28 protein-coding genes are annotated in these 24,988 nt (G+C 69.2%); 8 read left to right on the top strand and 20 right to left on the bottom strand.

Annotation, left to right across the window (positions count from 1 at the left end; genetic code table 11):
* Nucleotides 1–41 precede the first annotated feature (41 nt).
* Nucleotides 42–758, bottom strand: coding sequence for an NAD(P)-binding domain-containing protein (locus tag CRM73_RS07795; RefSeq protein ID WP_229587297.1), 717 nt, complete (start codon nucleotides 756–758; stop codon nucleotides 42–44).
* A gap of 206 nt (nucleotides 759–964) precedes the next feature.
* Nucleotides 965–1,567 carry a TetR/AcrR family transcriptional regulator gene (locus CRM73_RS07790; RefSeq protein ID WP_109269316.1) on the bottom strand — a complete coding sequence of 201 codons (603 nt, stop codon included), beginning with the start codon at nucleotides 1,565–1,567 and terminating at the stop codon, nucleotides 965–967.
* 463 nt (nucleotides 1,568–2,030) lie between these two features.
* Between CRM73_RS07790 and CRM73_RS07785 the strand changes: the two genes are divergently transcribed.
* The 3 genes from CRM73_RS07785 (at nucleotide 2,031) to CRM73_RS07775 (ending at nucleotide 4,860) form a co-directional block, all read left to right on the top strand.
* A complete protein-coding gene (locus CRM73_RS07785; RefSeq protein WP_229587296.1) occupies nucleotides 2,031–3,566 on the top strand; it encodes a DHA2 family efflux MFS transporter permease subunit in 1,536 nt (511 codons plus the stop codon).
* Entirely contained in the window at nucleotides 3,544–4,365 is an 822-nt protein-coding gene (locus tag CRM73_RS07780; protein WP_255250994.1) for an NADPH-dependent F420 reductase, read from the top strand. The genes CRM73_RS07785 and CRM73_RS07780 overlap by 23 nt, the downstream gene beginning before the upstream one ends.
* 129 nt (nucleotides 4,366–4,494) lie before the next feature.
* Complete coding sequence (locus CRM73_RS07775; RefSeq protein WP_095651801.1) at nucleotides 4,495–4,860, top strand: DUF1990 family protein; 366 nt, start codon at nucleotides 4,495–4,497, stop codon at nucleotides 4,858–4,860.
* Nucleotides 4,861–5,083: 223 nt separating this feature from the next.
* Here CRM73_RS07775 and CRM73_RS07770 read toward each other — a convergent pair whose 3' ends face one another.
* Nucleotides 5,084–6,049 (bottom strand): NAD(P)-dependent alcohol dehydrogenase, encoded by a 966-nt coding sequence (locus tag CRM73_RS07770; protein WP_095651791.1) that lies wholly within the window; start codon nucleotides 6,047–6,049, stop codon nucleotides 5,084–5,086.
* Nucleotides 6,050–6,066: 17 nt separating this feature from the next.
* The gene (locus CRM73_RS07765) at nucleotides 6,067–6,735 is read right to left on the bottom strand and encodes a TetR/AcrR family transcriptional regulator C-terminal domain-containing protein (protein ID WP_095651790.1); all 669 of its coding nucleotides are present in this window, start codon (nucleotides 6,733–6,735) and stop codon (nucleotides 6,067–6,069) included.
* Between the two features lie 123 nt (nucleotides 6,736–6,858).
* On the opposite strand from CRM73_RS07765, the gene CRM73_RS07760 reads away from it, so the two are divergent.
* Both CRM73_RS07760 and CRM73_RS07755 read left to right on the top strand, forming a co-directional pair.
* Nucleotides 6,859–7,353 carry a DUF6326 family protein gene (locus tag CRM73_RS07760; RefSeq protein WP_095651789.1) on the top strand — a complete coding sequence of 165 codons (495 nt, stop codon included), beginning with the start codon at nucleotides 6,859–6,861 and terminating at the stop codon, nucleotides 7,351–7,353.
* 181 nt (nucleotides 7,354–7,534) lie between these two features.
* On the top strand, nucleotides 7,535–7,870 hold the full coding sequence (locus tag CRM73_RS07755) for a hypothetical protein (protein WP_217987565.1): 336 nt from the start codon (nucleotides 7,535–7,537) through the stop codon (nucleotides 7,868–7,870).
* Nucleotides 7,871–8,108: 238 nt separating this feature from the next.
* Here CRM73_RS07755 and CRM73_RS19930 read toward each other — a convergent pair whose 3' ends face one another.
* The 5 genes from CRM73_RS19930 to CRM73_RS07730 all read right to left on the bottom strand — a co-directional run bounded on the left by CRM73_RS19930 (nucleotide 8,109) and on the right by CRM73_RS07730 (nucleotide 12,503).
* Nucleotides 8,109–9,548, bottom strand: coding sequence for an ice-binding family protein (locus CRM73_RS19930; protein ID WP_141246857.1), 1,440 nt, complete (start codon nucleotides 9,546–9,548; stop codon nucleotides 8,109–8,111).
* A 9-nt stretch (nucleotides 9,549–9,557) separates the two neighbouring features.
* Entirely contained in the window at nucleotides 9,558–10,175 is a 618-nt protein-coding gene (locus CRM73_RS07745) for a hypothetical protein (protein ID WP_229587293.1), read from the bottom strand.
* Between the two features lie 282 nt (nucleotides 10,176–10,457).
* Nucleotides 10,458–10,715: a hypothetical protein gene (locus CRM73_RS07740; RefSeq protein ID WP_141246856.1), complete on the bottom strand. Its 258-nt coding sequence runs from the start codon at nucleotides 10,713–10,715 to the stop codon at nucleotides 10,458–10,460.
* A 91-nt stretch (nucleotides 10,716–10,806) separates the two neighbouring features.
* Entirely contained in the window at nucleotides 10,807–11,352 is a 546-nt protein-coding gene (locus tag CRM73_RS07735; RefSeq protein ID WP_229587291.1) for an HNH endonuclease family protein, read from the bottom strand.
* A 284-nt stretch (nucleotides 11,353–11,636) separates the two neighbouring features.
* Nucleotides 11,637–12,503 carry a hypothetical protein gene (locus CRM73_RS07730; RefSeq protein ID WP_095651785.1) on the bottom strand — a complete coding sequence of 289 codons (867 nt, stop codon included), beginning with the start codon at nucleotides 12,501–12,503 and terminating at the stop codon, nucleotides 11,637–11,639.
* A 172-nt stretch (nucleotides 12,504–12,675) separates the two neighbouring features.
* On the opposite strand from CRM73_RS07730, the gene CRM73_RS07725 reads away from it, so the two are divergent.
* Entirely contained in the window at nucleotides 12,676–13,128 is a 453-nt protein-coding gene (locus CRM73_RS07725) for a nuclear transport factor 2 family protein (protein ID WP_095651924.1), read from the top strand.
* A 237-nt stretch (nucleotides 13,129–13,365) separates the two neighbouring features.
* On the opposite strand, the gene CRM73_RS07720 is transcribed toward CRM73_RS07725, so the two are convergent.
* The 4 genes from CRM73_RS07720 to CRM73_RS07705 form a co-directional block, all read right to left on the bottom strand.
* The gene (locus CRM73_RS07720; protein WP_095651871.1) at nucleotides 13,366–14,976 is read right to left on the bottom strand and encodes a hypothetical protein; all 1,611 of its coding nucleotides are present in this window, start codon (nucleotides 14,974–14,976) and stop codon (nucleotides 13,366–13,368) included.
* Nucleotides 14,973–15,656 (bottom strand): ATP-binding cassette domain-containing protein, encoded by a 684-nt coding sequence (locus CRM73_RS07715; protein ID WP_176475399.1) that lies wholly within the window; start codon nucleotides 15,654–15,656, stop codon nucleotides 14,973–14,975. The genes CRM73_RS07720 and CRM73_RS07715 overlap by 4 nt, the downstream gene beginning before the upstream one ends.
* Before the next feature lie 125 nt (nucleotides 15,657–15,781).
* Entirely contained in the window at nucleotides 15,782–16,423 is a 642-nt protein-coding gene (locus tag CRM73_RS07710; RefSeq protein ID WP_095651869.1) for a GNAT family N-acetyltransferase, read from the bottom strand.
* A 104-nt stretch (nucleotides 16,424–16,527) separates the two neighbouring features.
* Nucleotides 16,528–17,067, bottom strand: a complete 540-nt coding sequence (locus CRM73_RS07705; RefSeq protein ID WP_095651868.1) for an N-acetyltransferase — start codon at nucleotides 17,065–17,067, stop codon at nucleotides 16,528–16,530.
* A gap of 155 nt (nucleotides 17,068–17,222) precedes the next feature.
* On the opposite strand from CRM73_RS07705, the gene CRM73_RS07700 reads away from it, so the two are divergent.
* Both CRM73_RS07700 and CRM73_RS07695 read left to right on the top strand, forming a co-directional pair.
* Entirely contained in the window at nucleotides 17,223–17,708 is a 486-nt protein-coding gene (locus CRM73_RS07700; protein ID WP_176475398.1) for a GNAT family N-acetyltransferase, read from the top strand.
* Nucleotides 17,709–18,098: 390 nt separating this feature from the next.
* On the top strand, nucleotides 18,099–18,539 hold the full coding sequence (locus tag CRM73_RS07695; protein WP_229587289.1) for a hypothetical protein: 441 nt from the start codon (nucleotides 18,099–18,101) through the stop codon (nucleotides 18,537–18,539).
* Between the two features lie 98 nt (nucleotides 18,540–18,637).
* Here the strand turns inward: CRM73_RS07695 and CRM73_RS07690 are convergent, their stop codons facing one another.
* The 7 genes from CRM73_RS07690 to CRM73_RS07660 all read right to left on the bottom strand — a co-directional run.
* Nucleotides 18,638–18,829, bottom strand: a complete 192-nt coding sequence (locus CRM73_RS07690; protein ID WP_095651865.1) for a hypothetical protein — start codon at nucleotides 18,827–18,829, stop codon at nucleotides 18,638–18,640.
* A 542-nt stretch (nucleotides 18,830–19,371) separates the two neighbouring features.
* The gene (locus tag CRM73_RS07685) at nucleotides 19,372–19,695 is read right to left on the bottom strand and encodes a hypothetical protein (protein WP_229587287.1); all 324 of its coding nucleotides are present in this window, start codon (nucleotides 19,693–19,695) and stop codon (nucleotides 19,372–19,374) included.
* A complete protein-coding gene (locus CRM73_RS07680; RefSeq protein WP_126346853.1) occupies nucleotides 19,695–20,273 on the bottom strand; it encodes a hypothetical protein in 579 nt (192 codons plus the stop codon). The genes CRM73_RS07685 and CRM73_RS07680 overlap by 1 nt, the downstream gene beginning before the upstream one ends.
* A 586-nt stretch (nucleotides 20,274–20,859) precedes the next feature.
* Nucleotides 20,860–21,111 carry a hypothetical protein gene (locus tag CRM73_RS07675; RefSeq protein WP_109221892.1) on the bottom strand — a complete coding sequence of 84 codons (252 nt, stop codon included), beginning with the start codon at nucleotides 21,109–21,111 and terminating at the stop codon, nucleotides 20,860–20,862.
* Between the two features lie 181 nt (nucleotides 21,112–21,292).
* Nucleotides 21,293–22,120: a pyruvate, water dikinase regulatory protein gene (locus tag CRM73_RS07670; RefSeq protein ID WP_035925211.1), complete on the bottom strand. Its 828-nt coding sequence runs from the start codon at nucleotides 22,118–22,120 to the stop codon at nucleotides 21,293–21,295.
* 94 nt (nucleotides 22,121–22,214) lie between these two features.
* The gene (gene ppsA, locus CRM73_RS07665; protein WP_229587285.1) at nucleotides 22,215–24,608 is read right to left on the bottom strand and encodes a phosphoenolpyruvate synthase; all 2,394 of its coding nucleotides are present in this window, start codon (nucleotides 24,606–24,608) and stop codon (nucleotides 22,215–22,217) included.
* Nucleotides 24,609–24,780: 172 nt separating this feature from the next.
* Nucleotides 24,781–24,988 (bottom strand): biotin/lipoyl-containing protein (locus tag CRM73_RS07660; RefSeq protein ID WP_305067793.1); only part of this gene is annotated, 208 nt, incomplete at its 5' end.

Genomic DNA, 24,988 nt, shown 5'->3' with positions numbered 1-24,988 from the left:
CCGTGCCAACCTCCGGCCGACGACCCGGCGCCGGGACCGGGTCAGAAGGTGCGCTCGGCCACCCGTACCCGCTGCGCGCCCTCGAGGGCGGAGACCAGCCGGGCGGCCGGCACGGTCCCGGCGGGGGCCTCGAGCAGGTGCTCATCGGGGGTGGTCGGATCGGCGAGGTAGAGGCGGGTGTAGGCGGCGGCCTCGGGCTCGAACCGCCAGCTCTCGGCCAGGGTGCCGGCGTCGATGGTGTCGAAGCCCAACCGATCGATCAGTGCCGCCACCTGGGTCTTCGCCGCGGCGTCGTTGCCCGCGATGGGCAGTGCGGTGCGGTCGGGCGCCCCGGCGGGGCGGGCCAGGGCGGGGATGTGGTGGGCGAGGATGTTGTTGAACGCCTTGACCAGCCGGGCTCCGGCGAAGTGGCGCTGGACGAGTTCGCTGGTGGTGAGCTCCTCCGCGTCGAGGACGGGGATGCGCCCGTCGCGGAACGGGTAGTAGTTGCTGGTGTCGACCACCGTCCTGCCAGCCAGGAGGGCCGCCGGGATCGTGGTCGTCGCGGTCAGCGGCACGGACAGCACCACGAACTCCCCGGCGGCAGCCGCCTGCTCGACGGCACCGGCGGTGGCCAGCGGGCCCAGCTCGGCAACGAGATCGATGAGGGTTTCGGGACCGCGGGAGTTGGCGACGACGACCGGGGTGCCGGCCGCTGTCGCCAGGCGGGCGATGGCCGCACCGATGTTCCCGCTGCCGATGATTCCAAGGGTGGGCATGACGAGTCCTCGCTCCGGGATAGGTGGAATGGGGTCGGGGTGGTGACGTTCACTGGGGCGCAGGTCCCGTCGTTGGCGGTTCACGACGTGCCGGCGGGCCGATGTCTGGGACTCCCCATGGACTCCGCGGTCGTTGCCGCTTCGTTCCGAGGAACACCGCGCTCGACGCTGGGCTGCGTGGGCGGTCCCGTGGCTGCCCGTGCTGGTCAGTTCGCAGGGGCGTCTTCGGGTCGGGGTGTGGCCCAGCCGGAGCGGATCATCTCGCGCACGGCCTGGGCCGAGGCCTCGTCGGCCATGGCTGCCCCGCGCACCCAGGCCGTGGCCAGGGCGGCCAGGAACAGGTCCCGCCCGCGCACCCACGACCGGGCTGTGCCCTCGCGCTGGGCCGCGCCGAGGAACTCCTCGGTGGTCGCAATGAAGCCCTGGCAGGTGATCGCCAGCGGGGAGGACTCCTGGGACAGTGCCGCCCGCAGGGGGTCGGGCAGTCCGTCGAAGGCGGTCACCCACTCCCCCAGCGCGTCCAGCCAGTGCTCCAGAGCAACCGCCGCGTCGGTCTCCTGCCTGAGGGCCTCGAGCTGGGCCTCCAGCTCCTCGTTGCGGGCCTGCAGCAGGGCGGCCAGCAGGGCGTCGCGGTTGGGGAAGTGCCGGTAGAGGGTTCCGGCTCCCACGCCGGCCCGCTTGGCCAGCGCGTCCAGGGACCCGGTGATGCCGGCCTCGGCGAAGAACTCTTCGGCGACTTCGAGGATGCGTGTGCGGTTGCGCCGTGCGTCGGTGCGCGGCCGGCGCGTGCCGGTCTCTGCCTCGGTCATGGTCGGGCTCCTCTCCTCGAGTAAGTGGAGACTATCTCCGCATGGTCGTCGAGGGCAAGCGAGGGCGTCTTTTACATCAAGACCCGCGGTGTTCCGCCCGGCAGGATCCACACCTCCGGCCACCTGCAGAACCAGCTCAGCCCCAGCCACCGCACTGCACCACGGCCGGGGACTCGATCTGGGAACTGCGGCACGCACTCCGGGCATGACCCCCGCACCAACGCCACCGATGCTGCGCCATTGACCCACAGACCCCAGTCGCCAACCCCCACCCGAGACGTGGCCACGATCACCGGCAGGGAGAGAGGCAACCACTTGTCAAACGGAGTTACTCTCCGCTTTACTGATGCGGAGGCGTTCTCCGTTTGAGGTTACGGCTCTCCCCCGCCATTGACCACAGGGACCCGGGTTGCCCGGATTCCTCCTCGAGGCCGAACCACAGCGTGATGAAAGAGAGCCCCCGATGACCACCCGCCAGGCGTCGATCGACCCACAGCCCGACACCGAGCCCCCCGTTCTGAGCACTTCCCAGGTCGTGGATGCGCGCGACAAACTGGCCCCCGGTGATGGCCTCGTCCTGGGGCTGCTGATGGCCTCGACCTTCATCGTGCTGCTGAACGAGATGCTGCTGGGGGTCGCGCTGCCCGCCCTCATCGAGGAGCTGGCGATCACCGCGACGACCGGGCAGTGGCTGACCACCGGCTACCTGCTCACCCTCGCCGTCCTGATCCCGGCCACCGGCTTCGTGATGCGCAAGTTCCACCTGCGCACCGTCTTCCTGACCGCGATGTCGCTCTTCACTGCAGGGACGGTGCTCGCCGCCCTCGCCCCCGGCTTCGGGGTCCTGTTCACCGGCCGGATCATCCAGGCCATCGGCACCGCCGTCTTCCTGCCGCTGCTGATGGCCACCACCATGCGCCTGGTTCCGGCGGCCCGCCAGGGCCGGTTCATGGCGCTGGTCGTGATCGTCTCCTCCGCAGCACCGGCCCTGGGCCCGGCGGTCTCAGGCCTGATCCTGTCCCAGCTGAGCTGGCGGTGGCTGTTCCTGTTGATGCTGCCGGTAGCCCTGACCGGGCTGGTGCTGGGCGCGGTGAAGCTGCGCAACATCACCACCCCGGAGCCGATCACCCTCGACGTGCTCTCCCTCATTCTCTCTGCGGTGGGGTTCGGCGCCCTGGTCTACGGGCTGGCCACCATCGGGGAGTCCACCTCGGGCCACACCCCCGTCCCCCCTTATCTGCCGATCCTCGTCGGCGCCCTCGGCATCGCCGCCTTCGTCCTGCGGCAGCGGGCGCTCCAGCGCACCGACGACGCACTCCTGGACGTGCGGATCTTCGCGGTCAGGGCGTTCACGGTGCCGCTGCTGGTGATGCTGGCTTTGACCATGACGGCCTTCGGCACGGGAGTCGTCTTCCCGCTGCTGCTGAGCAGTGTCAGCGACCTGGGCACCCTGCAGATCGGGCTCTTCCTCGTGCCCGGTGGCATCACCATCGCCGTCGTCTCGGCCATCGGCGGGCGGCTCTACGACCGCCTCGGCCCCCGCCCCCTGGCCATCCCCGGAGCACTCATCGTGGCCGCCTCCCTGTGGTTCCTCAGCCGCATCGACTCCGGCACGGCCGTCTCCACCCTGCTCATCGCCTACATCACCATGATCATCGGGCAGGCCCTGATGTGGAGCCCGCTGACCACGGCCGCACTGTCGGCACTGCCCGCCCACCTCTACCCCCACGGCAGCGCGGCCTTCGGCACCATCCAGCAGCTCGGCGGCGCGGCCGGCACCGCCGTCCTCGTCTCGGCCTACACCCTGGGATCCGCCGCACACGGCACCGGCACCCTGGATGCGGCCCAGTCCGTCGCCGCCGCACAATCCGCCTTCACCGCCGCCGCCGTCATCGCCTCCGCCTCGGCCCTGGCTACCCTGTTCGTGCGCCGCCCCGGATCGGCCGGCCCGCACACCCCCGCAGAGCCCACACCGGCTGCGTCGGCGGCAACCGCCTGACCCACACCCCCTCGCCCCCATCGGGCATCCACCTGCAGCAAGGAGACGGACCATGAAGATCGGCATTCTGGGCACCGGGCACATCGGCACCACCCTGACCCAGCGGTTGAGCGCAGCCGGACATGACGTGAAGGTCGCCAACTCGCGCGGGCCCGAAACGATCGGGCCGGAGGTGCTGGCCTCAGGCGGACGCGCGGTCCTGGCGGCCGAGGCGGTGATCGATGTCGACGTCGTGATCCTCTCCGTTCCCCTGCACCGTCTTCCGCAGCTCGCGCCGCTGCTCACCGCTCTGCCGTCCGGCACCGTGGTCATCGACACCTCGAACTACTATCCGCAGCGCGACGGCAGGATCGAGGCCATCGAGGCCGGTCAGGTCGAGAGCCTGTGGGTGGCAGAACGGCTGGGGCGACCGGTCGTCAAGGCGTGGAACGCCATCGGCTCCCCCTCCTTCGCCGCCAAGGGCCAACCGGCGGGCAGCCCGGACCGCATCGCCATCCCCGTGGCAGCCGACGACGACAAGCACCGGGACGTGGCAATGGCCCTCGTCGAGGACACCGGCTTCGACGCCTTCGACGCGGGTCCGTTGGCGCAGTCGTGGCGCCAGCAACCGGGCACCCCGTGCTACTGCACCGACCTCGCCCTCGAAGAGATGCCGGAGCAGTGGGCGGCAGCGGACGCGAGGCGATCGCCGACGCGGCGCGACCTGGCCGTCGCCGCCATCCAGGAACGGGTCGGGGACGCCACCACCAACCCCGACGCCGAATACGGCGTACGCCTCAACCGCGCCCTCTTCATCTGAACCCGCAAAACCCTGTGGCCCGCTCCCTGTCAAACACGGTGACAACCACCCCATACTGCAACGTCACCCTCACAGGCGGTGACCGGCAGCCAGGCCATGTGCAGAGCGCCCCTTGGCATAGTGGGCACTATGACTCTGCTCGAGCGCGCACTGACCTACCCGGAGATCGGCGCCACCACCGGGCATCTCCCCGGCGGACACGCCCACGTGAGGGTCCAGCGTGTCATCGGCCACGGGGAGTCGACGTTCCACCGCGCCGCCGATCGATTGATGAGCTGGCAGATGCACCGAGCGGCCGGCCTGACCGTCGAGGCCAGCCCACCCCGGGTCGAGCAGGGCGAGGAGAGGTTCTGCGTCGAATGGCGGGAGGACGACGCCGTCGTGTTCACCATCACCGCCTTCTCCCGTCCGGGCACGTGGTGGTCCCGCGTCCTGGCGCCGATCAGCCATTGCCTGCAGCAGCAATACACCCGGCGATACCTCCACGCTCTGTAGCGCCCCGCCGACATCCGGCGAGTATGCGCCGCGAGGGCACGCTTCCTCGGCGCTGAAGCCCTCGGCCGTCAGCACGCCGAGGAGACGGTCGTGGTCGTCCTGCTGTTCGCCGGCGTCATCGACCGGTTCGACGGCCTCGGATGCACCGGTCTGCCGCTCGTCGCCGCGGCCTTCCTGCTCCCCGAAGTGTGGGGATCGACCCTCTCGTCGGTTCGCGCGGTCTTCAGTCGGCACCTGTCCCCGCCTCGACCACCACTTTGCCGAGCGCGTGCCCGTCGCCGACGTAGGTGAGCGCTTCGGGCACCTGCTCGAGCGGGAACACGCGGTCGATGTGGATACGGACATCTCCCGCGATGCATCGGTCGGCAAGAGGCGAGAAATGCGCCGGCCCCGGCTTGACGGCAAGAACCCCCAAACGCCGACCCGTCATCGCGCCGATCAGTGCGCCGACCGTCACCACTCGCAGCAGGGCGCGCGTCGTCCCGCCGACGATCAGGCAGGTGCCACCGGGGGCGAGCGCACGGCGATAGGCGAACACCGACCGCCGGGCGACGAGGTCTATGATGAGGTCGTACGGACCGGTGCGCGTGAAGTCGTCGGCGCGATGGTCGATGACCTCGGCGGCCCCCAGGGATCGCATGAAGTCGAGCTTGCCGGCGTTGTCCACGCCGGTGACACGGATGCCGGAAGCAACGGCGAGCTGGAGCGCGAACGCCCCAGTTCCTCCGCCGGCGCCGTTGATCAGCATCCGCTCACCGGGCTTCGCGCGCGCAACTGCTTGCACCGCGATCGCCCCCGACTGCGGCAGTGTCGACGCCTCGGCGAAGGACAGTCCGGCCGGCTTGAGCGCGAGAGCGTGCTCGGGCGCCACGGCGTACTCCGCGAAGCCGCCTTTCAGCGCGAGGTTGTCGCCGTAGACATCGTCACCGACCCGGAACAGCGTGACCCCTGCGCCCACTGCCTGGACCACTCCCGCGATGTCCGAACCGAGCGTGCGGCGGGCGGGTCTGAACAGGCCGCCGACTCGGGCATAGGCGGGCGACCCGTGCAGCCCCTCCCAATCGCTCAGATTGATCGAGGTCGCGATCACCCGCACGAGCACCTGGCCTCTCCCCGGCGTCGGCGTGGCGATGTCGTCGAGCCGCAGCACATCGGGCGACCCGTAGCGGTCATGGACGATCGCTCTCATGCCCGCACGACCATGCGCTAACGCTCGCCCAGCGCGGGGCTCTCGTCGGCGACCCGACGCTCCAGGCCTTCCAGCAGCAGCTCCAACCCGTAGTCGAACTCGTCCGCGAACGCGTAGACGCCATCGCCGAACAGCTCGGCGCGCGAGCGCGCAATGTGCGGATACAGTTCCGCCGACGCCGCGACCTTGACGGCGAACGCTTCCTCGGCGCCGTCCCCCGGTTCGAACGGCAGGCTCGTCCAGGTCAGCGCGAACCCGTACACGTAGGCGTCGATTGCGGAGAACGCGTGTGCTGCCAGCGCAGCGCTGAAGCCCTCGGCCATCAGCACGCCGAGGAGACGATCGTGGTGCTGCAGCAGCGCGGGGCCGGGGTTGGGGCGCGATTCCATCATCCCGAGCGCCCACGGATGAGCGGTGAGCACCGACCGCGCCGATCGTGCCCGGCCGGTCAGCGCCTCCCGCCACGTGGCGCCGACCTGGGGCAGTTCGATCCGCTCGAACACCCAGTCGGCGAGGTCGTCGAGCATCGCCTCCTTGCTCGGGACGTGATGGTAGAGCGACATCGCCTCGACGCCGAGCTCCTTCGCGACACTGCGCATGCTCACGGCGGAGACACCCGCGCGGTCGGCGACTGCGGCGGCGGCGTCGATGATCCTCTCCCTGCTCAGTGGTGTGCGTCGCGTCATTTTCCCATCCTTGCGCACTTACGACCGTAAGTCTAAGCTGGTGATCACCCCTTACAGACGTAAGGCGCATGTTCGGCGAAACCCGAGGGCCTAGCGATCCTCGCCACGACAACGGAGCCCACGATGAGAACACGTCGACACACCACCACGCTGGAGAACCCGCGGACCCCGGTGCAGGCCAAGCTCGCGGCAGCCTGGACCAGCTTGATGTTCTTCTACATCTACATCGACTACTTCCACCTCTACCAGCCCGGCGCCATCGACCAGATCCGGGGTGGCGGCATCTTCGAGTTCGACATCACCCCGACGTTGTTGACCATTTTCGTCGTGGTCATCGGGATCCCGGCCCTGATGGTGATGCTCTCCATGGCACTGCCCGCCCGGCTGAACCGCGCCACGAACCTCGTCGTGGCATCGCTCTACATCCCCGTCACGGTGTTCAACGCGGGCGGGACGTCCTGGGACTGGGCCTTCTACTACGGCTTCCACATCACCATCGAGGTGGCGCTCCTGGCCTTCATCCTGCGCTCCGCCTGGACCTGGCCCCGCACCGCGTCGCCGGCAACCACGGCGACCAGCCCGGACCGGGAAGCCGCTCGCATCCAGCAGCAAGCGTGAACCTGAGAACAGTCCCCGTCCTGTTCACAGCCATCTGCCTCGGTGCCGCGGTGCGGGCCTCCTGGCGGTGGGACACCGACTTCCACCGGGACGTCGCGTAGGGGCCTGCCAAGGCCCCTACCGGCAGGTCAGGTCAGGGGATGCGCACACAGGTCCGCCACCGCCCTGGAAGGTCTCGGTCATGATCGAGGCACACGAGCTCACCCAGCGCTGCGGCGGCACCACCGCCGCGGAGCACATCGGTGCGGTCGCCGTCCGGAACGGCCTGCTCGTCCTGCTGCTGCCGGGCATCCTCAGCTTCATCCGCCTGGACTGGGTGGAGACCATCGTCAGCCGCCTACCGCTGCCGGCGTCCTCAGCACTCCTCACCACCGGAGCAGCCGAAATGCAAGGTGCCTACCTCTCCGCACAGGCGAGCCTGATCGTGATGGCCGCCTATGCTGTCGTCCCTCTCGCGGCGGCCGCCGTCGTGCACTCGGTGCGGCAGCAGAGCGCGCCGGTCACGACTCACCGATGACTGGAACTGCGCCCTCCAACCCTCCGGCGATGCCCATGAACCGACTGAGACAGGAGAACACCATGAACTCACGCACTCGGCATCCCCGCGGAACAATGAGGGCCATCACCCAGCTGGGATACGGCGGGAGCGAGGTGCTCCCCCTCGCCGAGGTCGAGACGCCGGGGACTGTCTCTTTAGCGGTGCAAGAGGCCTAAAGGAGGCGAAGGCTTCAACACCGTGTGGAGTTCGCGTCGTCTCAGGTGGGGATCGTGATGATGGGTCGGTTCACCTCGACGACCCCGCCGCCGGCGGCAGTGCCCAGGCTGATCAGGCGTCCCTCCAGGGTGAGCCGCTGGGTGGGGCTGCCGGTGGTGGTGTTGGCCGCGATGCTGCCGCGAGCCAGGTAAGCACCCCGGGCGGTGGTGCTGATGCCCAGGGTGATGCTGCCGGTCGAAGCCCAGTAGACGTTGGCCGCTCTTGCCTGGTTGCTCAGGAGCACGCGGCTGCCGTCCGCGGCGGTGATGGTGGCGGCACGGAAGATGAACTGCGCGCCCGGGTCCCCTTGGGCATCCAGGGTCAGGTCACCGGCGACGGTGAAGGTCCCGGTGGTGCTCGTGTAGATCCCCGGCGTGATCCTGCCCGTCAGCACCGTGGGGCGGCTGACAGTCGCCGGGCGGGCGAGCAGGGCGGCCTCGAGGGCACGGGCGTCGGTCATGGCGCCGGCGGCCGCCGTGGTGCCGGGCTCGACCGTCCCGGTGACGTTGCGCCGAGATCCGCTGGACTGCAGATTCTCGATGGCCAGACCGGGGTAGGTGCCCACGCTGCCGCCGATCGAGGTGGGGTGCCCGCCGGGGGTGTGGTCGGTGAGGCGACCGGAGGCCAGGAGCGCGTAGTCCCTGGCTCGCCCCAGGGTGATCGCCGGCATGCCCACGTACCGCCAGGAAGCGCTGGTGCCGGTTCGAGCAGTGAACGCCGCGGTGCTCGGCGGCACCGGCCAGGCCGTCAGCCCGGCCAGGACCGCGGTGCCGGCCACGGCCAGGGCGCCGCGGCGGGCGAGCACCGGAAGCTCCTGAGTGTCGCCCTCTGCTTCCTCGCCCTCCTGGTCGTCGTCGTCGCGTGCCCGCGGGACGAAGACGGCCAGGGTGATCAGCAAGGCCGCCACGGTGGCTGCGGCCCACAGGCCCAGGGGCAGGTGCTGGCCGGCACCCAGCCACAATGAGGGGAGCCCGATGAACGGAACCAGAAGGCGGGCCTGGCCGGTGATCTGCTCCCTCATCAGCGGAGTGGAGTCCACCTCGGCATTGGCGTCCCCGGCGGTGGCGTAGGTGCCGTCCTCGTGGTCGACCACGATCCGGTGCAGCACCGAGCGTTCCACCCCGCTGGGCTGGGCTTCGGCGGGGCTGGTGAACTGCACGACCCCACCGAACGGCACCGGCTGGTCATCCGGCAGGCCGGCGAGCACGACGACGTCACCCGGGTCGATGTGCGGTTCCATCGAGCCGGTCTCGATGACGGTGGAGTGCCACCCGAAAACGGCCGGGATCAGGGCGATCGCCGCCAGGGTGGCCAGCAGCACGAGGTAGATCTGGGCGGCGGCGCCGGTGAACAGCCGGGCCCAGCCCCACAGCGCGGCCGTCACCGTGTCAGGTGTCGGCTCGGCAGTGAGGCTGGACTCGTGGTGGGACCGGCTCGTCACGAAGAGGGTTCAGGCGTCGTTGCTCTGCAGCTCCCAGACCAGGTCCACGCTCACCCGGGAACCCTGGAGGGCGTCGATCTGGGACTGGGTCAGGCCCTCGGTGTCGAAGGTCCAGGTGCCGCGGTAGGTCGAGGACTCCCCCGCCCGTCCCTCGGTGCCCCAGACGGTGCCGCCGGTGGCGTAGTCGCGGTTCGCCTGCGACAAGGTGGTCAACGACTGGGCGGGCAGCGCACCGGGGACAGGAGCGAAGCCGTCGCAGGACTCGAAGGACCCGCCCGTGCCGCGCTCGACGCGCAGGTCGATGTGGTCCTCGAGCCCGGCGGCGGAGCCAGAGAGGTTTTGGGTGTAGGCGCGCACCTCACCGGCGACGGTGGAGTTGGAGGTCACCTCGATGCACTTCTCACCGGTCGCTCCGGGGACGAGGTTTTCCACGGTGAAGCCGGCGCGGCCTGCGTCGTCGTCGGTCAGGGCGACCTGGCCGGTGGCCCAGGAGTTGCCGGCGTTGCGGGTGGTGGCGGTGAAGGCCGCGGTGGAGCCCTGCCAGACCATCACGCCGGCCACGAGGACGTCGATGGGGGCGGCGGACAGACCGGCGATCTTGCGGGCCCGGGGAGAAGGAGCGTGCATGGTGGGTCCTGTTCCGCGACGGAGCCCAAGGGCAGGAGTGTCCTGCGCCGTCGCTGATGGAGGGTGAGGGGGGTCCAGTTGCGCCGTGATGGGGGTCGTCGGTCAACTGTGGTCACCTTATGAAGACGTCCCGGTGGATCTCCTGGACCTTCGGCCACTGCGGCTGTCCACCACCATCACCCCATGTGCGAACGGGAATGAGGGTGCGTAGTGCTGTCGCAACCTTCTGTCACAGGCCTGACTGTCGTGGCAGGGGTCCTGCGCGGAGGGGATGCCGCCGATTCAGGCTTCAACCGCCAGTAGCCGCACGAGGGCCTGGGTCCCCTCCAAGTCGAACGCCCCGAGGATCACCCCGTAGGCGTCGGAGCCGGAGCCGAACCTCTTGCCGGAATCCGCCTGCACGCACCGCGGCCACAGCACCCCGGCGGCCGTCAGGCCCTCTTCGGTCAGCGACAGTACGCGCCCGGAGGCGTCGATGTAGCCGCGCACGACCAGCTCGGCCACGACGTCGCTCTCGGGGCGGTCCCAGGGCTCTTTCACCGGGGACCGGCCGGTCCGGAAGACGTGGACCAATACTGAGCGGGCCGGACACCGCCGCGGTGTCCGGCCCACTGGCACACAGTGGGCCCGGTCAGGCCCTGGCGACCTTGATGGTCACGTCGGGGCAGGCGGCGGCGATCCGGGTCAGGGCGGCCTTTTCCTTGCTGCCGACCTTCAGGCCCCAGCGGATCTTCACCGCCGTCCACTCCCCCACATAGCCACAGCGGTGCTCGGGCGGCATCCACTCCTCCGGGCCGCGGGCCTGCTTGGTGGAGTTCAGCTCGGAGGTCTGGGCGCTGAGCGTGCGGTGATCACCCAGGTCGTTGTAGAACGCCACCCGCTCGGTCTGACTCCAGCCCCTCACCCCGGAGCCCCAGGCCTCGTGGACCGGCACGGTGTGGTCGATCTGCACCGCCGTGGCCGAGGTGTGCACCTGCCCGTCCCAGGTGGTGACCCACTTGCCGCCCTTGACGGTGCATCGCTTGGTGGTGGTGAAACTGGTCTTCGCCTTGGACTCGTTCTGCAGCACCTCGGCCCGGGTGTTCTGGCAGTCGCGGTTGGTGTCATTCCAGTCGCCGAACTGCTTGTCCCGGTTGTAGCCGGCGTTGTTCTCCGCCGCCACCGGCAGAGACTTCACCGCGGTGCGCAACGGAGAGCTGTAAGTGCTCGCCGCCTGCGCCGGCGCTACCCCACCGGTGAAGAGCAGACCCGCCACCACCGTGGAGGCGGCCGCGGCACGCCACCCTGCATGAGTGGCACCCGCAACGGGTGAGGACGAGGTGGAGCGGGGACGTGAGGAAAGAGCGAAAGGCATGTGGAGCCTCCGACATCAAAGGGATCAGGGCGCCTGGATCGGCGCCCCCTCCCCCCCACGGGACACCTCTCGAGCGACCGTCATATCAGGGAGCGGTGTGGTGCCGGTCAGGTCAGGGGAAACGGACGACCATCCGGCCCCTCCCTGAGGTACCGCAGATCGGCCGGATCCGGCCACTGATCGATGAGCTCCTCGACGACGTCGATCGCGCTCTCATCCTCATAGTGGGTTTCGTCGGCGAAGTCGATGGCGAGGTGGGGCAACTTGCCCTCCAGGAGCTGGAGGCTGATCTGCAGCAGCGTGCCATCGGGTGCCTGGTACTCGGCTCGGACGGGGTAGGTCTGGTGATGGGGCACCACGCGCACCACGTCGTCGGACACCTGGAACTCCACGGTGGTGGAGAACCCCTCGACGCCGTCATCGAAAAAGAACTCTTGCGCGACCACCAGCTGCCCCAGCAGCACCCGGGCATCGGCGGTGTCAGTGGCCTGCAGAATCCCGCGCACCACCTCGCGCACCGCCGGGGTGAGCGCACGGGTGCGCACCGACTCCTCCCCCTCTTCCAGGGCCTGCGCACCAGTCCGGGCCCCTGCACGGTCAACGACGTAGCCCACCACGACACTGGCCACCGAGGTCGCGGCCAGCCACCGCCGCGGATGACACACCCCGACCGTCTCCAGCCGACCCACGATCCGGGCGTCGAGGGCCTCGGAGGCATCGGAGAGGGCCAGCACCGCCGCCCCGGCGGCCGCCCCGGCCACCACATTGGCCGGCACCAGAGTGGTTCGGTTCCGGTCCGTGGTGACACCCGCCCACCACGCCGTGGTCGCAGCCACCCCCGCCCGATAGAGCCGTCGACGTGCCGGGCTCAACCGCGACGGATCGATCAAGCTCAGTGCGCCGAAAGCTGCGGCCGAGCTCGCGCTGAACACCGGGGAGACCGGATCAGTGAACCTGCTCGGGGCACGATGCATGAGGGCGTCCTTTCAGGTCAATGGCCTTCACCCTGCGCATCACCAGCACCTCCCGGAGCGTGCCAGCTGCAGCAGATGTCATCAGAGCTGGCTTGCTGGCCGCCATCTCGCCATCTGCAAAGCGGTCCCCCGCCACTGGCGGGCACACCCCGCGCCCCGGAAGGATGGGCACATGAGCACTCCTGACCAGCCGCGCCCCCCGCTTCCGCCCTTCACCCACGAGAGCGCCCTCGCCAAGGTCCAGGCCGCCGAAGACGCCTGGAACAGCCGTGACCCCGAACGCGTCGCCGGGGCCTACTCCGTCGACACCGAATGGCGCAACCGCGACCAACACATCCGCGGGCGTGAAGAGGTCGTCGCCTTTCTCACCGACAAGTGGGACCACGAGCTCGACTACCGCCTGCGCAAGAACCTCTGGTCCTTCACGGACAACCGGATCGGAGTGCGATTCCAGTACGAGTGGCACGACACCGGCGGGCAGTGGTGGCGCTCCTACGGCAACGAGCTGTGGGAATTCGACGAACTCGGCTACATGCGCCGCCGCGAGGCCTCCATCAACGACGTCGCCATCGGAGAGTCCGACCTGCGCAGCACTCCCGGCGAGGGCGAGCTTCCCGTCTGGTGACGACGGCGGAAGTCCCACCCCTGCCAGCCACAGAGTCCGCGGATGGCCGCCCTTGTGGCCGGCCATTCCCGGGTCCGGGGAACGACACGTCTCACGCCAATATCGCTGGCCCCGAAACACCGTTTGAACGTTGCCGGCCTGGTCGTCGACGGTGGGTGGTCGAGTAGCAACCCCTATCGCACCTCGGGGGCCCGGTAGGTGTGGTTCGGCTCGGCTGTGGCCCCCAGGATTCGGGTCTCAGTGTTTCCGGTCGGTGCTGATGGCCAGGGCCACGGCGATGGCCGTCAGGGCGAGGGCGGCTGCCAGGGCCGCCGGCCAGGCGGTGGGGTGGAGCAGTACGGTGGCCGGTGCCGCGAGCAGGGCGGGCACCAGGATGAGCCCCCGGCTGTAGCCGATCAGCTGGGCTACGGGCACCGGTCCCAGGGGGGTGTCGATCGGGGGCTGGGTGTGGTCCGGTTCCGGGCCCAGGGCGCGGTAGAGGCCGGCCGCACCGATACCGGTCCCGGCCACAGCCCCGAGAAGCATCATCACCACCCAACTGGTGCCGGCAGCGAGCCCGGCCAGCAGTGCCACGGCGCCCAGGACCGCGGCGTTGAGCACGCACGGGACCACCAGGTGCATCAGGGCGGCTGCGGTGGGGGTGATCGGGAGGTTCCGTTCGGCGGCGGCCCCGGCGCGCAGATCGGCCAGATAGGCCGTGCCGCGGCCCAGTCCCCGGTATCCCACCACCAGCAGCGCGGCCCAGCCGGCGAGCACCACGGTGTGGGAGAAGGCGGCCAGCAGCACCACGGTCAGCCCGAGGTCCACGGCCAGTCCGGCCCGCCACCGGCTGGTGCGCAGGGCGGTGAGCGAGGCGAACAGCACCACCGTGCGCGGCCCCGTCACCCAGCCCGGTGTGCTCCCCGACAGTCCCCGCACCCCGGTCACCGTGGCGGGGGCCAAGGCGGCGGTCAGGTCGTGGGTCGACAGCAGGGACACGGCGTTGCTCAGGTGCCGTGCCCTTGCTCCGGCCGCCCGCAGCTGCACCCCGTCCAGGCCCCGGGCCCACCGCAGCGCCCGGACCCAGAACAGCCCGGCTGCCACCGCCAGTGCTCCCGCAACCCCCACGACCCACAGTGGTGGCACGGCACCCCACCGGCCGGTGGCCCCGTCCCGGGTCCCGGCCAGTACGACCAGCACAGCCCCCAGTGCTAGGAACCAGCCCGCCCAGGGGCGGGGACGCGGCGAGGTTCGCGCCCCGCCGGCGGTCTGGGCTCCGACAGCGACCCCGACGGCGGTGACCCCCAGACCGGCCCAGCACACCAGCCGCGCCGCCGCCTGCCACCACGGCGCGCCCCACCCGGCCGCCGCCCCGGCACCGCCCAGCAGCAGCAGCCCGGTGCCACCGAACAGCGCCCCGGCCGCCGTCGCCACCCACAGCATCCGGTGCACACTGCGGATCGGTTCCTGTGCCCCGGCCCCGGGCAGCGGCCACACCCACACCACCCGCTCCGGGGACACCCCTACCGGCCCCAGCCCGCGCAACAGGTCCACGGCACCGACCCAGGCCACCCCGAGCAGCACCGCGACTCCGAGCACCGGCGCCCCGGCCCCCGCCCAAGCGGCCGCCGGACGGTGCAGTACCCCGCCGGGGGAACCGGCGGCCACCAGATCCCCCAACGAGGACCCGAGGCCCAGAACCCCGGCGACCGCCCAGGCCATCAGCACCACCGTGACGAAGAGCCCGGTGTACGCATCGACGAACCGATCCGCGCCTCGAGCCCGCCCGCGGGTCCGGTCGCGGGCGCCTCGCAGGAACACCTCGATCTCGGCGGGCCCGGCAGGCTTCACACCGGCACCGGCCGTCACGACCGGTCCTCCCGCTGCGTCCCATTCACGGCCGGTGGCAGGGCACCGTCAGAGTCGAGGCTCAGCACGGTGGTGCCCACCGCCTCCGCCAGCGGCGCGTCGTGCGTGGCGATCAACAATCCCGCCCCCGCCCGCCGGGCAGCGACCAGACGATCCGCCAAACGGGCACGCATCACAGTGTCCAGGCGTTGTTCGGGCTCATCGAGCACCAGCAGCTCGAACGGACGGATCAGGGCTGCGGCCAGCAGCGCCCGCCGACGCTGGCCCGAGGACAGAGCGAACGGCGAGGCGTCCACCCGGTCCTGTAGCCCGAACTCGACCACCGCCTCGGCGGCCACCACGGGCGCATCGGCCACCCCGTGACCGCGCAGCACCAGTTCCAAGTGATGCCCCACCGACACCCCGGGCAAGAACGCGTCCTCGTCGAACAGGCAGCTCACCGCCCGGCGGTAGACCAGCGAGTTCTCCACCACCGGCCCGCCCTTCAGCCACCGCTGCCCGCTCACCGGAGCTTGCTGGCCCACGGCCGTGCGCAGCACCGTGGACTTGCCCGCCCCGTTGGCCCCGCGCAGCACCACCGCCTCCCCCGGCCGCACCTCGAAGCTGACCCCGGCGGTCACCGGCACCCCGGCATAACCACACACCAACTCACGAACAGACAGGACAGCGGCGCAACTCACGGACAAGAGCCTTTCAACGGCAACACGGCCATCTCATTCTTCCCCGGTGCCATCACCTGGAGCTCCCCCGCCGGCCGGATATCTGACACCGCCATGACCCAGCACCGACCCCGGTTGCGTTGTCTTCAGGGCGTCGGCCTACGGAGGGTCCCGCTCTGGACCGGAGCTGGAATTACGCTCCAGCGCGCGAGCTTCTCGGTGAGGCTGAGCCGGACGGTGGGCCATTCCCGATCGATCACCGAGAACACGACGACATCGCGCACGGTCCCGTCACGCCACAGGTCGTGATTGCGCAGCACCCCGTCCTGCTTCGCCCCGAGACCGGCGATCGCGGCCCGGGAGCGGTGGTTGTGCCAGTGCGTGCGGAACTCCACCGCGATACACCCCAAGGTCTCGAAGGCGTGCGTGAGCTGCAGCAGCTTCACCTGCGTGTTGAGCCCAGTGCCCTGGGCGGAGGCGGCAATCCAGGTAGAGCCGATCTCCAACCGACGGTGCTCCGCCCTGATGTTCAAGAACGTGGTGACCCCGACAGCGGCTCCATCACCGGGGCGCCGGATCACCCACGGCACGACCCGCCCCTCAGCGTGGGCGGCCAGCCGGGCTTCGATGTCCTCGCGCATCCGATCCGGTGCTGGCACCCGGGTGTACCAGAGCTGGTGCAACTGGCCGTCCTGGACAGCTTCTGCCAGTTCCGGAGCGTGCTCGAGCGCCAACGGTTCCAGCGTGGCCAGAGAGCCGGTCAGCGTGGGAGTTGCCAGGAAGTCCATGCCCCCAGATTACTGATCGCGAAAGGCCCCTCTGGGAACCTCTATCGGGCGCTGAAAGAGTCAGGTCCTAGGACTCAGCGGTGTCATGGTGCATTCACAATGGATCACCCTTGTCGGGATGCCAGCGGTGATTCTGGTTGCAAGGTTTTCTCCAGCATGGTGGCGCTGTACCAGAGCCCGTCGAAGTCCCGCCGCCCCACCTCCTGGAACCCCTGCCGCTGGTAGAAGGTGCGCAGAGCCGTGTTCGACTCCACGCAGTCCAGCCGGATGACCTCGGCTCCTTCAGCCCGGCCACGCTCCGCGGCCCAGTCCAGGAGAAACGACCCTAGGCCACGGCCGGCCGCACCGCGGTGGACCATCAGCCCGTGGACATAGACCGCCGGGGTGTCATCGGCACCCCAGACCTCGGGATCGGCCCACAGTCGCCGCGCGGCCGCGGCGACTCCCATGGAGGGATCGCGGACCAGGTGCCATTGGCCGGCTTGGATCTGCTCGGTGATCTCCTGCCGGCTCACGTGCCCGTGTCCCCACTGCTCGATGCCCAGCGCACCCAGCCAGTCCTCGATCTGGCGCCGAAGCTCGTGCAAGGCCACCGCGTCCGCAAGGACAGCCTGTTCAACCGGGGCGGGCCGGGAACTCGTCATGCTCACCACGTTAGGACAGCATCACTGCTCACCACGGTGACCAGGCATGAACTGCCATCTTCACTGCACGGGGTGAGCATGGATCACCCGGCATGTGCTCCCTCGGCGCCGGATACGGTGGCTGGGTCCCCGCGCCTACTTCAGAGGTCTTCCCCGTGCCTGTCCAACCCTCGATCAATCTGCGCCCGTTCCAAGAAACGGACACTGCCTTCTTCACCGGCCTGGCAACGGACGAACGGGTGACCCGCTTCGTCGGCGACGGTCGCCCCTGGGCACCGCAGGCCATCCAGGACCGTCTCCGAGCCGCGCTGCAGCAGCAGCCGGTAGAGCAGAGCGGGGCTGTTCGGTGGTTCATCGCCGTGGAGGCCCAGGAGGCGGTCGGCCTGGTGGTTTCTACCCGGTGCGACGAGGGCGTGGAGGTCGGCTACTGGGTGTCCCCCGAGCACTGGGGGCGCGGGGTGGCCGGAGCCATGGTCGATCGTGCCGTGGCCACGGTCCCGGAAATCTACGGCCAGGTCCGGCTGATCGCCCGCGTCGACCCGGCCAACGCCGCCTCGGCCCGTGTTCTCACCCGCCGCGGCTTCGAGCTCGAGACCAGCCAGGATGGCATCGACCGCTACGTGCTGGTGCAGACTCAGTAGCCGGCATCGACCACCGAGGAACCCCAACTGCAGTATCTGAGTGGCCTGTCCCCGAGGCCCCGGACATTGAGGACGGAGCGGCGATGCGCTCTGGAAGGGAATCCGAGGCAACCACGGACAAATGGCCGGCACAACTACCGTGGCGCCGGCGGCGATTACGGGACATCTCTCCTGCTGAGCGGCGCTGCATGCGCCACCCCAGAATGCTCTTGGCCGTTGGCGTCTCCTCCGGCCCGAGGCACGTGGACGACTCGGCGGTCACTGATCCCGTCGCTGACATGACGCCCCGGTAATGTGACACCGACCACGCTGTCGTGGGCACGCAAGGACGCACTGGGCCAAAGGCGGTCAGTCGGGGCAGCACCAAAGGCCCAGCAGAGGAGATGTCTCATGAGGACCACGAAGAGCTGCCGCGCAGCGGCCATGACGCTCGGGATCCTGCAGGCGGCCTCGGCCTGCGCTTCCACCAGTCACGGCATCGCGGTGCTCGACTCTGAGTCTTCTGCCCAGCCGGTGCCGGAAGTCATCCAGCCCAACGAGCAGTTCGCCGCCGACTCCGCCCGGTACCTCGGTGAGATCGAGGGCTACTCCTACTTCGCGGCGAGACCAGCCTCGGGCGGCGATCATGAGGCCTGTCTGATCCAGGTCGACTCCGCCTCCGAGGGCTGGATGAGCGGATGCTCCACCATCCAGAGCGACAAGGTCGTCGAGCTTTCCGGTGGAGTGCCGCGGCAGGAGGTCGCCCTCGTCAGTGACGACTCCTCGACCGACACTCTCGAAGAGGCCGGCTGGGAGCAGCGGGCCGAGAACCTTTGGCAGCGCTCGACCTGATCATTTCCGGCACTGACAACGGTCGGCCCATGGGCCGTTGTCCTGACTGATATGGGCACGCCTCCGCCACAGAGGAACCCCTGCCGCAACGCAACAGGTCAAGGAGTCAAGCGAACCGGGGGCAGTCCCCCTGCTTCCAGGGCGGCGAGCAGGCCGGTCTCGGTATGCATGTTGCGCACGAAGGGGACCATCGACTCCAGCTGCTCGGTCGTGGCGTTGATCTTTGCCTCGTAGGTCGCCACGACGTTCAGCCCGGCGTCCACTACGGCGGCGGCGACCTGCAGCGGCACGAAGCGCGGGTTCGGCTCCCCCGGGGGCGATCTGCGGCAGCCCGGTAGACTCGAAGTCCACGAACAGGTAGTCGGGGGCGTCTGCGCCCGGCGCCGGGGCGATCACAGTGGCGAGCACACCGCGCACCAGGCCTATCACGGGGCGGTACCCGGCGTCGACCAGATCCGCCTCGTCGGCCTCGCTCAGTCCGGCGGCCGTGAAGGAGACCTCCACGTAGGGCAGCTCTGGCGCCCACCCGTCGACGTCGAAAGCGGTGCTGGACTGGAACTCGCTGGACGGGGCAGTGGCGTTGAGGAACACCTTGCCGTTGGAGGTGTTCAGCTGCAAGAAACCGAGGATCGGGGCGCCGGTCGTCTCGATCTCCGTGGCGGCCGCGGAGGCGGCGGGGGTCGTGGTGCTCATGGGGTCCTTCCCGACGGTGAACTCTGTGGGGACGGCACCCATGTGTGCGGACACCCCAAGAGGCCGCGCCAGGGTGCGGACATGGGAACGGAGGGTCTGCTCTGGGGAGACAGGCTCTCCGTTGATGGCTGCGGCTGGATCAGCTGGTCTGGGCGGCGGCCTCCTGGCCGTCGACCATCCGCTCCCAGTGCTCGAGCTGGATCCGCACCTCGTCCCCGACGGCCGTCTGTACCTCCGCGGCCAGGCGCCGCCCCTCCTGCCGGGAGGCCTCGTATGCCTGCGCCGAGGGCCAGCCGCGCTCCTCGTCGTAGTGGCGGGCGAAGTCGGACGTCCACGCCAGGACCTGCTCGGTGAGCTCTGCCGGCAGCGGGAACTCCTCCTGGCTCATCAGGCTCTCGGGGCCGAAGAACGGCCAGGGGCAGCCGTGCTCGTTGAACATGCGGACCGTGATCGGTGCGGGCATCAGCACGAGCCTCCTGGGATGGACGTGATCACTCGACGGTTGGTCGAGGAGATGATAATCCGAGGATAGAACGTCTTCACGACGGCGCCGCGGGAGTTCCGGATCTGGACTGGGGTGGTGTAGCAGTACTTACCGCTGCCCTGGAAGGCGGTCTTGGACGGAGAGGCCAGCGCCTGCTTGGTGGCGAAGTCCATGAAGTCGTCCCAGTTCGCCCGCAGCGGGTACATCTTGTTCTGCCAGTCCTGCTGGTGGCGGGAACGGATGTGCCGGTAGCCGTAGCCGGCGTCGGTGCCGCACTCCATCTTGATATAGCCCCCGGAGAAGCCCGATCGGGCGCGGGCGTTGTACGTGGTGACGATGTGGGATGGGCGGTTCAGGACGTTGCAGTTCAATGAGTCGATCGGGCCGAGCAGCATTGGTGTGAACATGTCGTCGTCCTTCTGGGGCGAGGGCTGCTGGTCGGGCTCCTCAATCGTCAACGTCTGGCGGGTGGTGGGGGCGTAGAGCACGAGCTCGTTGTCGTCGGGCTGGGGCGGCGGAGCGGCCAGGGCTGGGCCGACTGAGCCAGTGACAGCCATGATGAGGCCGAGCAACAGAGCGTAGCGTGAAGTAGATTTCAAGCGCATCGAGACTCTCTTTTTCTGCGGAGTGGACGTGCCTGCGGTGCCCGGGTCGGCACTCAAGTGCACAATGTGCGGACAGCACACCACGACCAGTTGCAAAAGAGAACGGCCGAAGGATGTTTCGGACATGGGAACGGAGGGTCTGCTCTGGGGATGCAGACCCTCCGTCTCATGGTTCCGAGGTCAGGCGGGACTGGGTGCTACCGATGCTGGGGTAGGACTCGAGGTCAGCCACCTTGGTGGTGCGTGAACCTCATGTGTGCGGCGCGTGCCCGAGAGGTTCGCGGACCCACGAATAAGGTTCAAGCCGGGGTGGCCGCGCGCTCCAATTCGGCCAGCCGGTCGCGCACTTGAACCATGACCTCCTGCGGCCGAGGTGCCTTCGAGTACGGGACCACCGAGACAGGAACCCCTATTGCAACTCCGTTCTCCCAGGAAGTGTCCGGTAGCCGGGCCATATGTAAAGCCGTAGTTGAGAAGTTCTCAAAGGAACTTGCCATTGTGGCTCTAAATGTTGGGACGCGAACGGCCGCAGCAGCAGCTACGACCGTGCGTCCAGGAGGTGCTGTTGCTGGTGGTGTCGGCGGGCCTCGATCTGTGCCCTGGTCCGATCGACGTGCTGGCGCGACTGGGACTCGAAGTCCACGACGACACGAGCGATTAATGCCACCGCCCCGATCATGAGCAGAGCGATCGCCGCCGGCTCGAGCGCACCACTGGTGCCGATCGACAGGCTCAGCTGGATCATGGCCGCCGCAGTGGCCACACCACCTGCGCCTGTGGCGACGCTCATTAACGTTCCTGCCATGGGAGCCTCCTGGAGCCGAGCACTAGACGTTTGTCTATGCAAAACAGACTAGTAACCTTACTCACCAGTAATCAATACAGGAGCCGAGGGACATGTCCACATCGTGAGACACCATAAAGGCCGCACCTACACATGGGGGCGTCTACGGCTTGGTGCCTCGGTGTTTTCAGCCGATGCCGGTTTCTTGGAGATCCATTCTCTGGAGGATGGTGGCGGAAATTTCTTCTACGGACATGAAGGCTGAGTTGAGGTGGGGGATGTCGTTGAGGGCGTACATCTGTTGGGCGTTGCGCAGTTCCCAGGTGCATTGGGGCAGGGAGGCGTAGACGGTGCCTGGGCGTCTTTCCTGGCGGACCTGGCTCAGTCGCAGGGGTTGGGAGGTGAGTCCGAAGCACTTGGTCGCGTAGGCGGCGATGGGTGCTGGCAGGGACCGGTGGGCGAAGTCTTCGTCGACTAGGGGGAAGTTCGCGGTGCGGATGCCGTGCTGCAGGGCGAGGTACATGCTGGTGGGGGTCTTGCCGCAGCGCGAGGGGGCGATGAGGATCAGATCGGCCCGTTCCAGGGCGCGGATGGATTGCCCGTCGTCGTGTTCCATGGCGTACTCGACGGCTGTCATCCGCGACTGGTAGCGGATGGCGTCGCCGAGCCCGTGGGCCCTGCCGGGTTGGGGGTTCGCGGTGGTGTGCAGGGCGGTTTCGAGCTGGTGGATGTGGGAGCCGAAGAGGTCCACGAAGTATCCGGCGCCAGCCTCGAGGATGCCGCGCAGGTGCGGGTCCACGACGGTGGAGAACACTACGGTGGTGCGGCCGGTTCCTGCGGCGGTGGTGATCCGGGCCGCGACCTGGTGGGCGTGCTCGGCGGTGGTGAGGAAGGGCACGGTGTGGCGTTCGAAGCGCTGGGCCGGGAACTGGGTGATGAGGGTGTTGCCGAGGGTCTCGGCGGTGATGCCGGTGCTGTCGGAGACGAAGAACGCCACCGGGCAGGAATCGGTCACGGGTGCCTCCGTTGTCTTCTCGTGGGGATGTCCGGTGGTCCGGGTGGGGGTTGGTGCCCTGGTCCTGGCGCCGGCGGCGCCAGGACCAGGGTGTTCACAGGGCCGGCTGTGCTGTGGTGGCGGCCAGGGCCAGCCAGGTGTCCACGACGGCGTCGGGGTTCAGGGACACGGAGTCGATGCCCTGGCCCAGCAGCCAGGCGGCCAGCTCGGGGTGGTCGCTGGGGCCTTGGCCGCAGATCCCGACGTACTTGCCGCGCTCCTTGCAGGCGGTGATGGCCATTTCCAGCAGCTTCTTCACCGCCGGGTCGCGTTCGTCGAAGGAGGAGGCGACCAGGGCGGAGTCGCGGTCCAGGCCCAGGGTGAGCTGGGTGAGGTCGTTGGAGCCGATGGAGAACCCGTCGAAGTGCTCCAGGAACGCCCCGGCCAGCAGGGCGTTGGCGGGCAGCTCGCACATCATCACGATCTCCAGCCCGTCCACCCCGCGGTGCAGGCCGTTGGCGGCCAGCAGCTCGATCACACCTTGGGCTTCGTCGAGGGTGCGCACGAAGGGGACCATGAGCTTGATGTTGGTCAGTCCCATGGTGGTACGGGCGTGGACGACCGCTTCGCACTCGAGCTCAAAGGCGGCCCGGAAGCTCTCCGAGAGGTACCGGCAGGCGCCCCGGAATCCGAGCATCGGGTTCTCCTCGTCGGGCTCGAACTGCGGGCCGCCGAGCAGGTTGGCGTACTCGTTGGACTTGAAGTCCGAGAGCCGGATGATCACCGGCTCCGGGGCGAAGGCGGCTGCGATCGTGGCGATGCCCTCGGCCAGGCGCTGGATGTAGAACTGGCGGGGTCCGGGGTAGGCGGCGATCCGCTCCCGGATCTGCCCGGCGACCTCGGCGGGCAGATCCGGGGACCCGTTTTCCACGGCCACCAGGGCCAGGGGGTGGATGCCGATCTGGCGGTTGATGATGAACTCCAACCGGGCCAGGCCCACCCCGTGGTGGGGCAGTTGAGCGAAGGAGAACGCCTGCTCGGGGGTGCCCACGTTCATCATCACTTTCAGCGGTGCTTCGGGCATCGCGCCCAGGGTGGTCTCCTCCACGGTGTAGTCCAGCAGGCCCGCATAGACCAGGCCCGCCTCGCCTTCGGCGCAGGAGACCGTCACCGGGTCCCCCTCGGCCAGCGCTGTCGTGGCGTCCCCGGCGCCCACGACGGCGGGGATGCCCAGTTCCCGGGCGATGATCGCCGCGTGGCAGGTGCGCCCGCCGCGGTCGGTGACGATCGCGGCGGCTTTCTTCATGATCGGCTCCCAGTCCGGGTCCGTCATCGAGGCCACCAGGACATCCCCGGCCTGGAAGGAGGCCATCTGCTCGACCGACTCCAGCACCCGTACCCGTCCGGCGCCGATCCGTTGGCCGATGGCCCGCCCCTCGACCAGGACCGTGCCGGTCTCGTGGAGCCGGTAGCGGGCCACGGCCCCGGCCCCGCGGCGGGAGACCACGGTCTCGGGGCGGGCCTGCAGGATGTAAAGGTTCCCGTCGGTGCCGTCCAGGCCCCACTCGATGTCCATCGGACGGCCGTAGTGCTTCTCGATCGCCACCGCGTAGCGGGCCAGCTGCTCCACCTGCGCATCGGTGAGACTGAACCGCCCCCGCTGCTCATCCGGCACGGGCACGAATCCCACGGTCTCCCCGAGCTCCTGGGAGTCGGTGTAGGTCATCTGCAGGGCCTTGTCTCCGAGCCCGCGCTTGAGCACCGCGGGCCGCCCGGCGGCCAGGGCCGGTTTGTAGACGTAGAACTCGTCCGGGTTCACCGCCCCCTGCACCACCGCCTCCCCCAGCCCGTAGGAGGAGGTGATGAACACCGCGTCGGTGAACCCGGACTCGGTGTCCATGGTGAACATCACCCCCGAGGCGCCGACGTCGGAGCGCACCATCCGTTGTACCCCGGCCGAGAGCGCGACCTCGGCGTGGGTGAAGCCGTGGTGGACCCGGTAGGCGATCGCCCGGTCGTTGTAGAGGGAGGCGAAGACGTCCTTGACCGCCGCCAGCACGTTCCCCACCCCGCGGATGTTGAGGTACGTCTCCTGCTGTCCGGCGAAGGAGGCGTCGGGCAGGTCTTCGGCGGTCGCGCTGGAGCGCACTGCCCAGGACACCCCTGCCGGGTGGGTTCCGGCCAGCTTCTCGTAGGCATCCCGGATCCCGGCCTCCAGCCTGGCCGGCAGCGGTGCGTTGCGGATCAGCGATCGGATGTGCGCACCGGCGGCGGCCAGGGCGGTCACGTCGGCGGTGTCTAGGCCCTCCAGGGTCTGGGCGATCCGGTCGTCCAGGCCGTCGGCGGCCAGGAACTGGCGGAACGCGGTGGCTGTGGTGGCGAAGCCACCGGGGACCTGCACCCCGGCGCTGCTGAGGTTGCGGATCAGCTCACCCAAAGAGGCGTTCTTGCCGCCGACCTCCTCGAGGTCGGAGAGGTCGATGTCGGTGAAAGGAAGGACAGAGGTCAAGGAGAACTCCTTCGGTGGGCGCCGCCCAGGCGGGGGGCCAGTGGATTGAAGATCGGTTCTTCCCGCCGGGCCGGCCGCAGGAACATCAGCGGTCAGGGCCGACCAGCTCCTGCCGGGACAGGGGGCCCAGAGCAGGGGGCAGGGGACGGGGTGGTTCGGGGTTGTGAAGGGTTCAGTTGGTGGGGCGCAGGACCAGCAGCAGGTCCCCACCGGTGACCTGGGTGACCCCGGTCAGTGCGACCCGGGCGACCGCGCCGCCCGTGGGGGCGGTGATGGAGGCCTCCATCTTCATGGCCTCGATGGTGGCCACCTGGCCGCCCGCCTCCACGGTGTCGCCCTCGGCCACCGTCACGGTCACCGCCCCGGCGAACGGGGCGGCC

Origin of the sequence: Kocuria sp. CCUG 69068 (assembly GCF_020833785.1) — a bacterium.
In the GTDB taxonomy this organism is placed as follows: Bacteria; Actinomycetota; Actinomycetes; order Actinomycetales; family Micrococcaceae; genus Kocuria; species Kocuria rosea.
The sequence above is the reverse complement of the archived record's forward strand: the minus strand, read 5'-3'. Positions and strand labels throughout refer to the sequence as shown.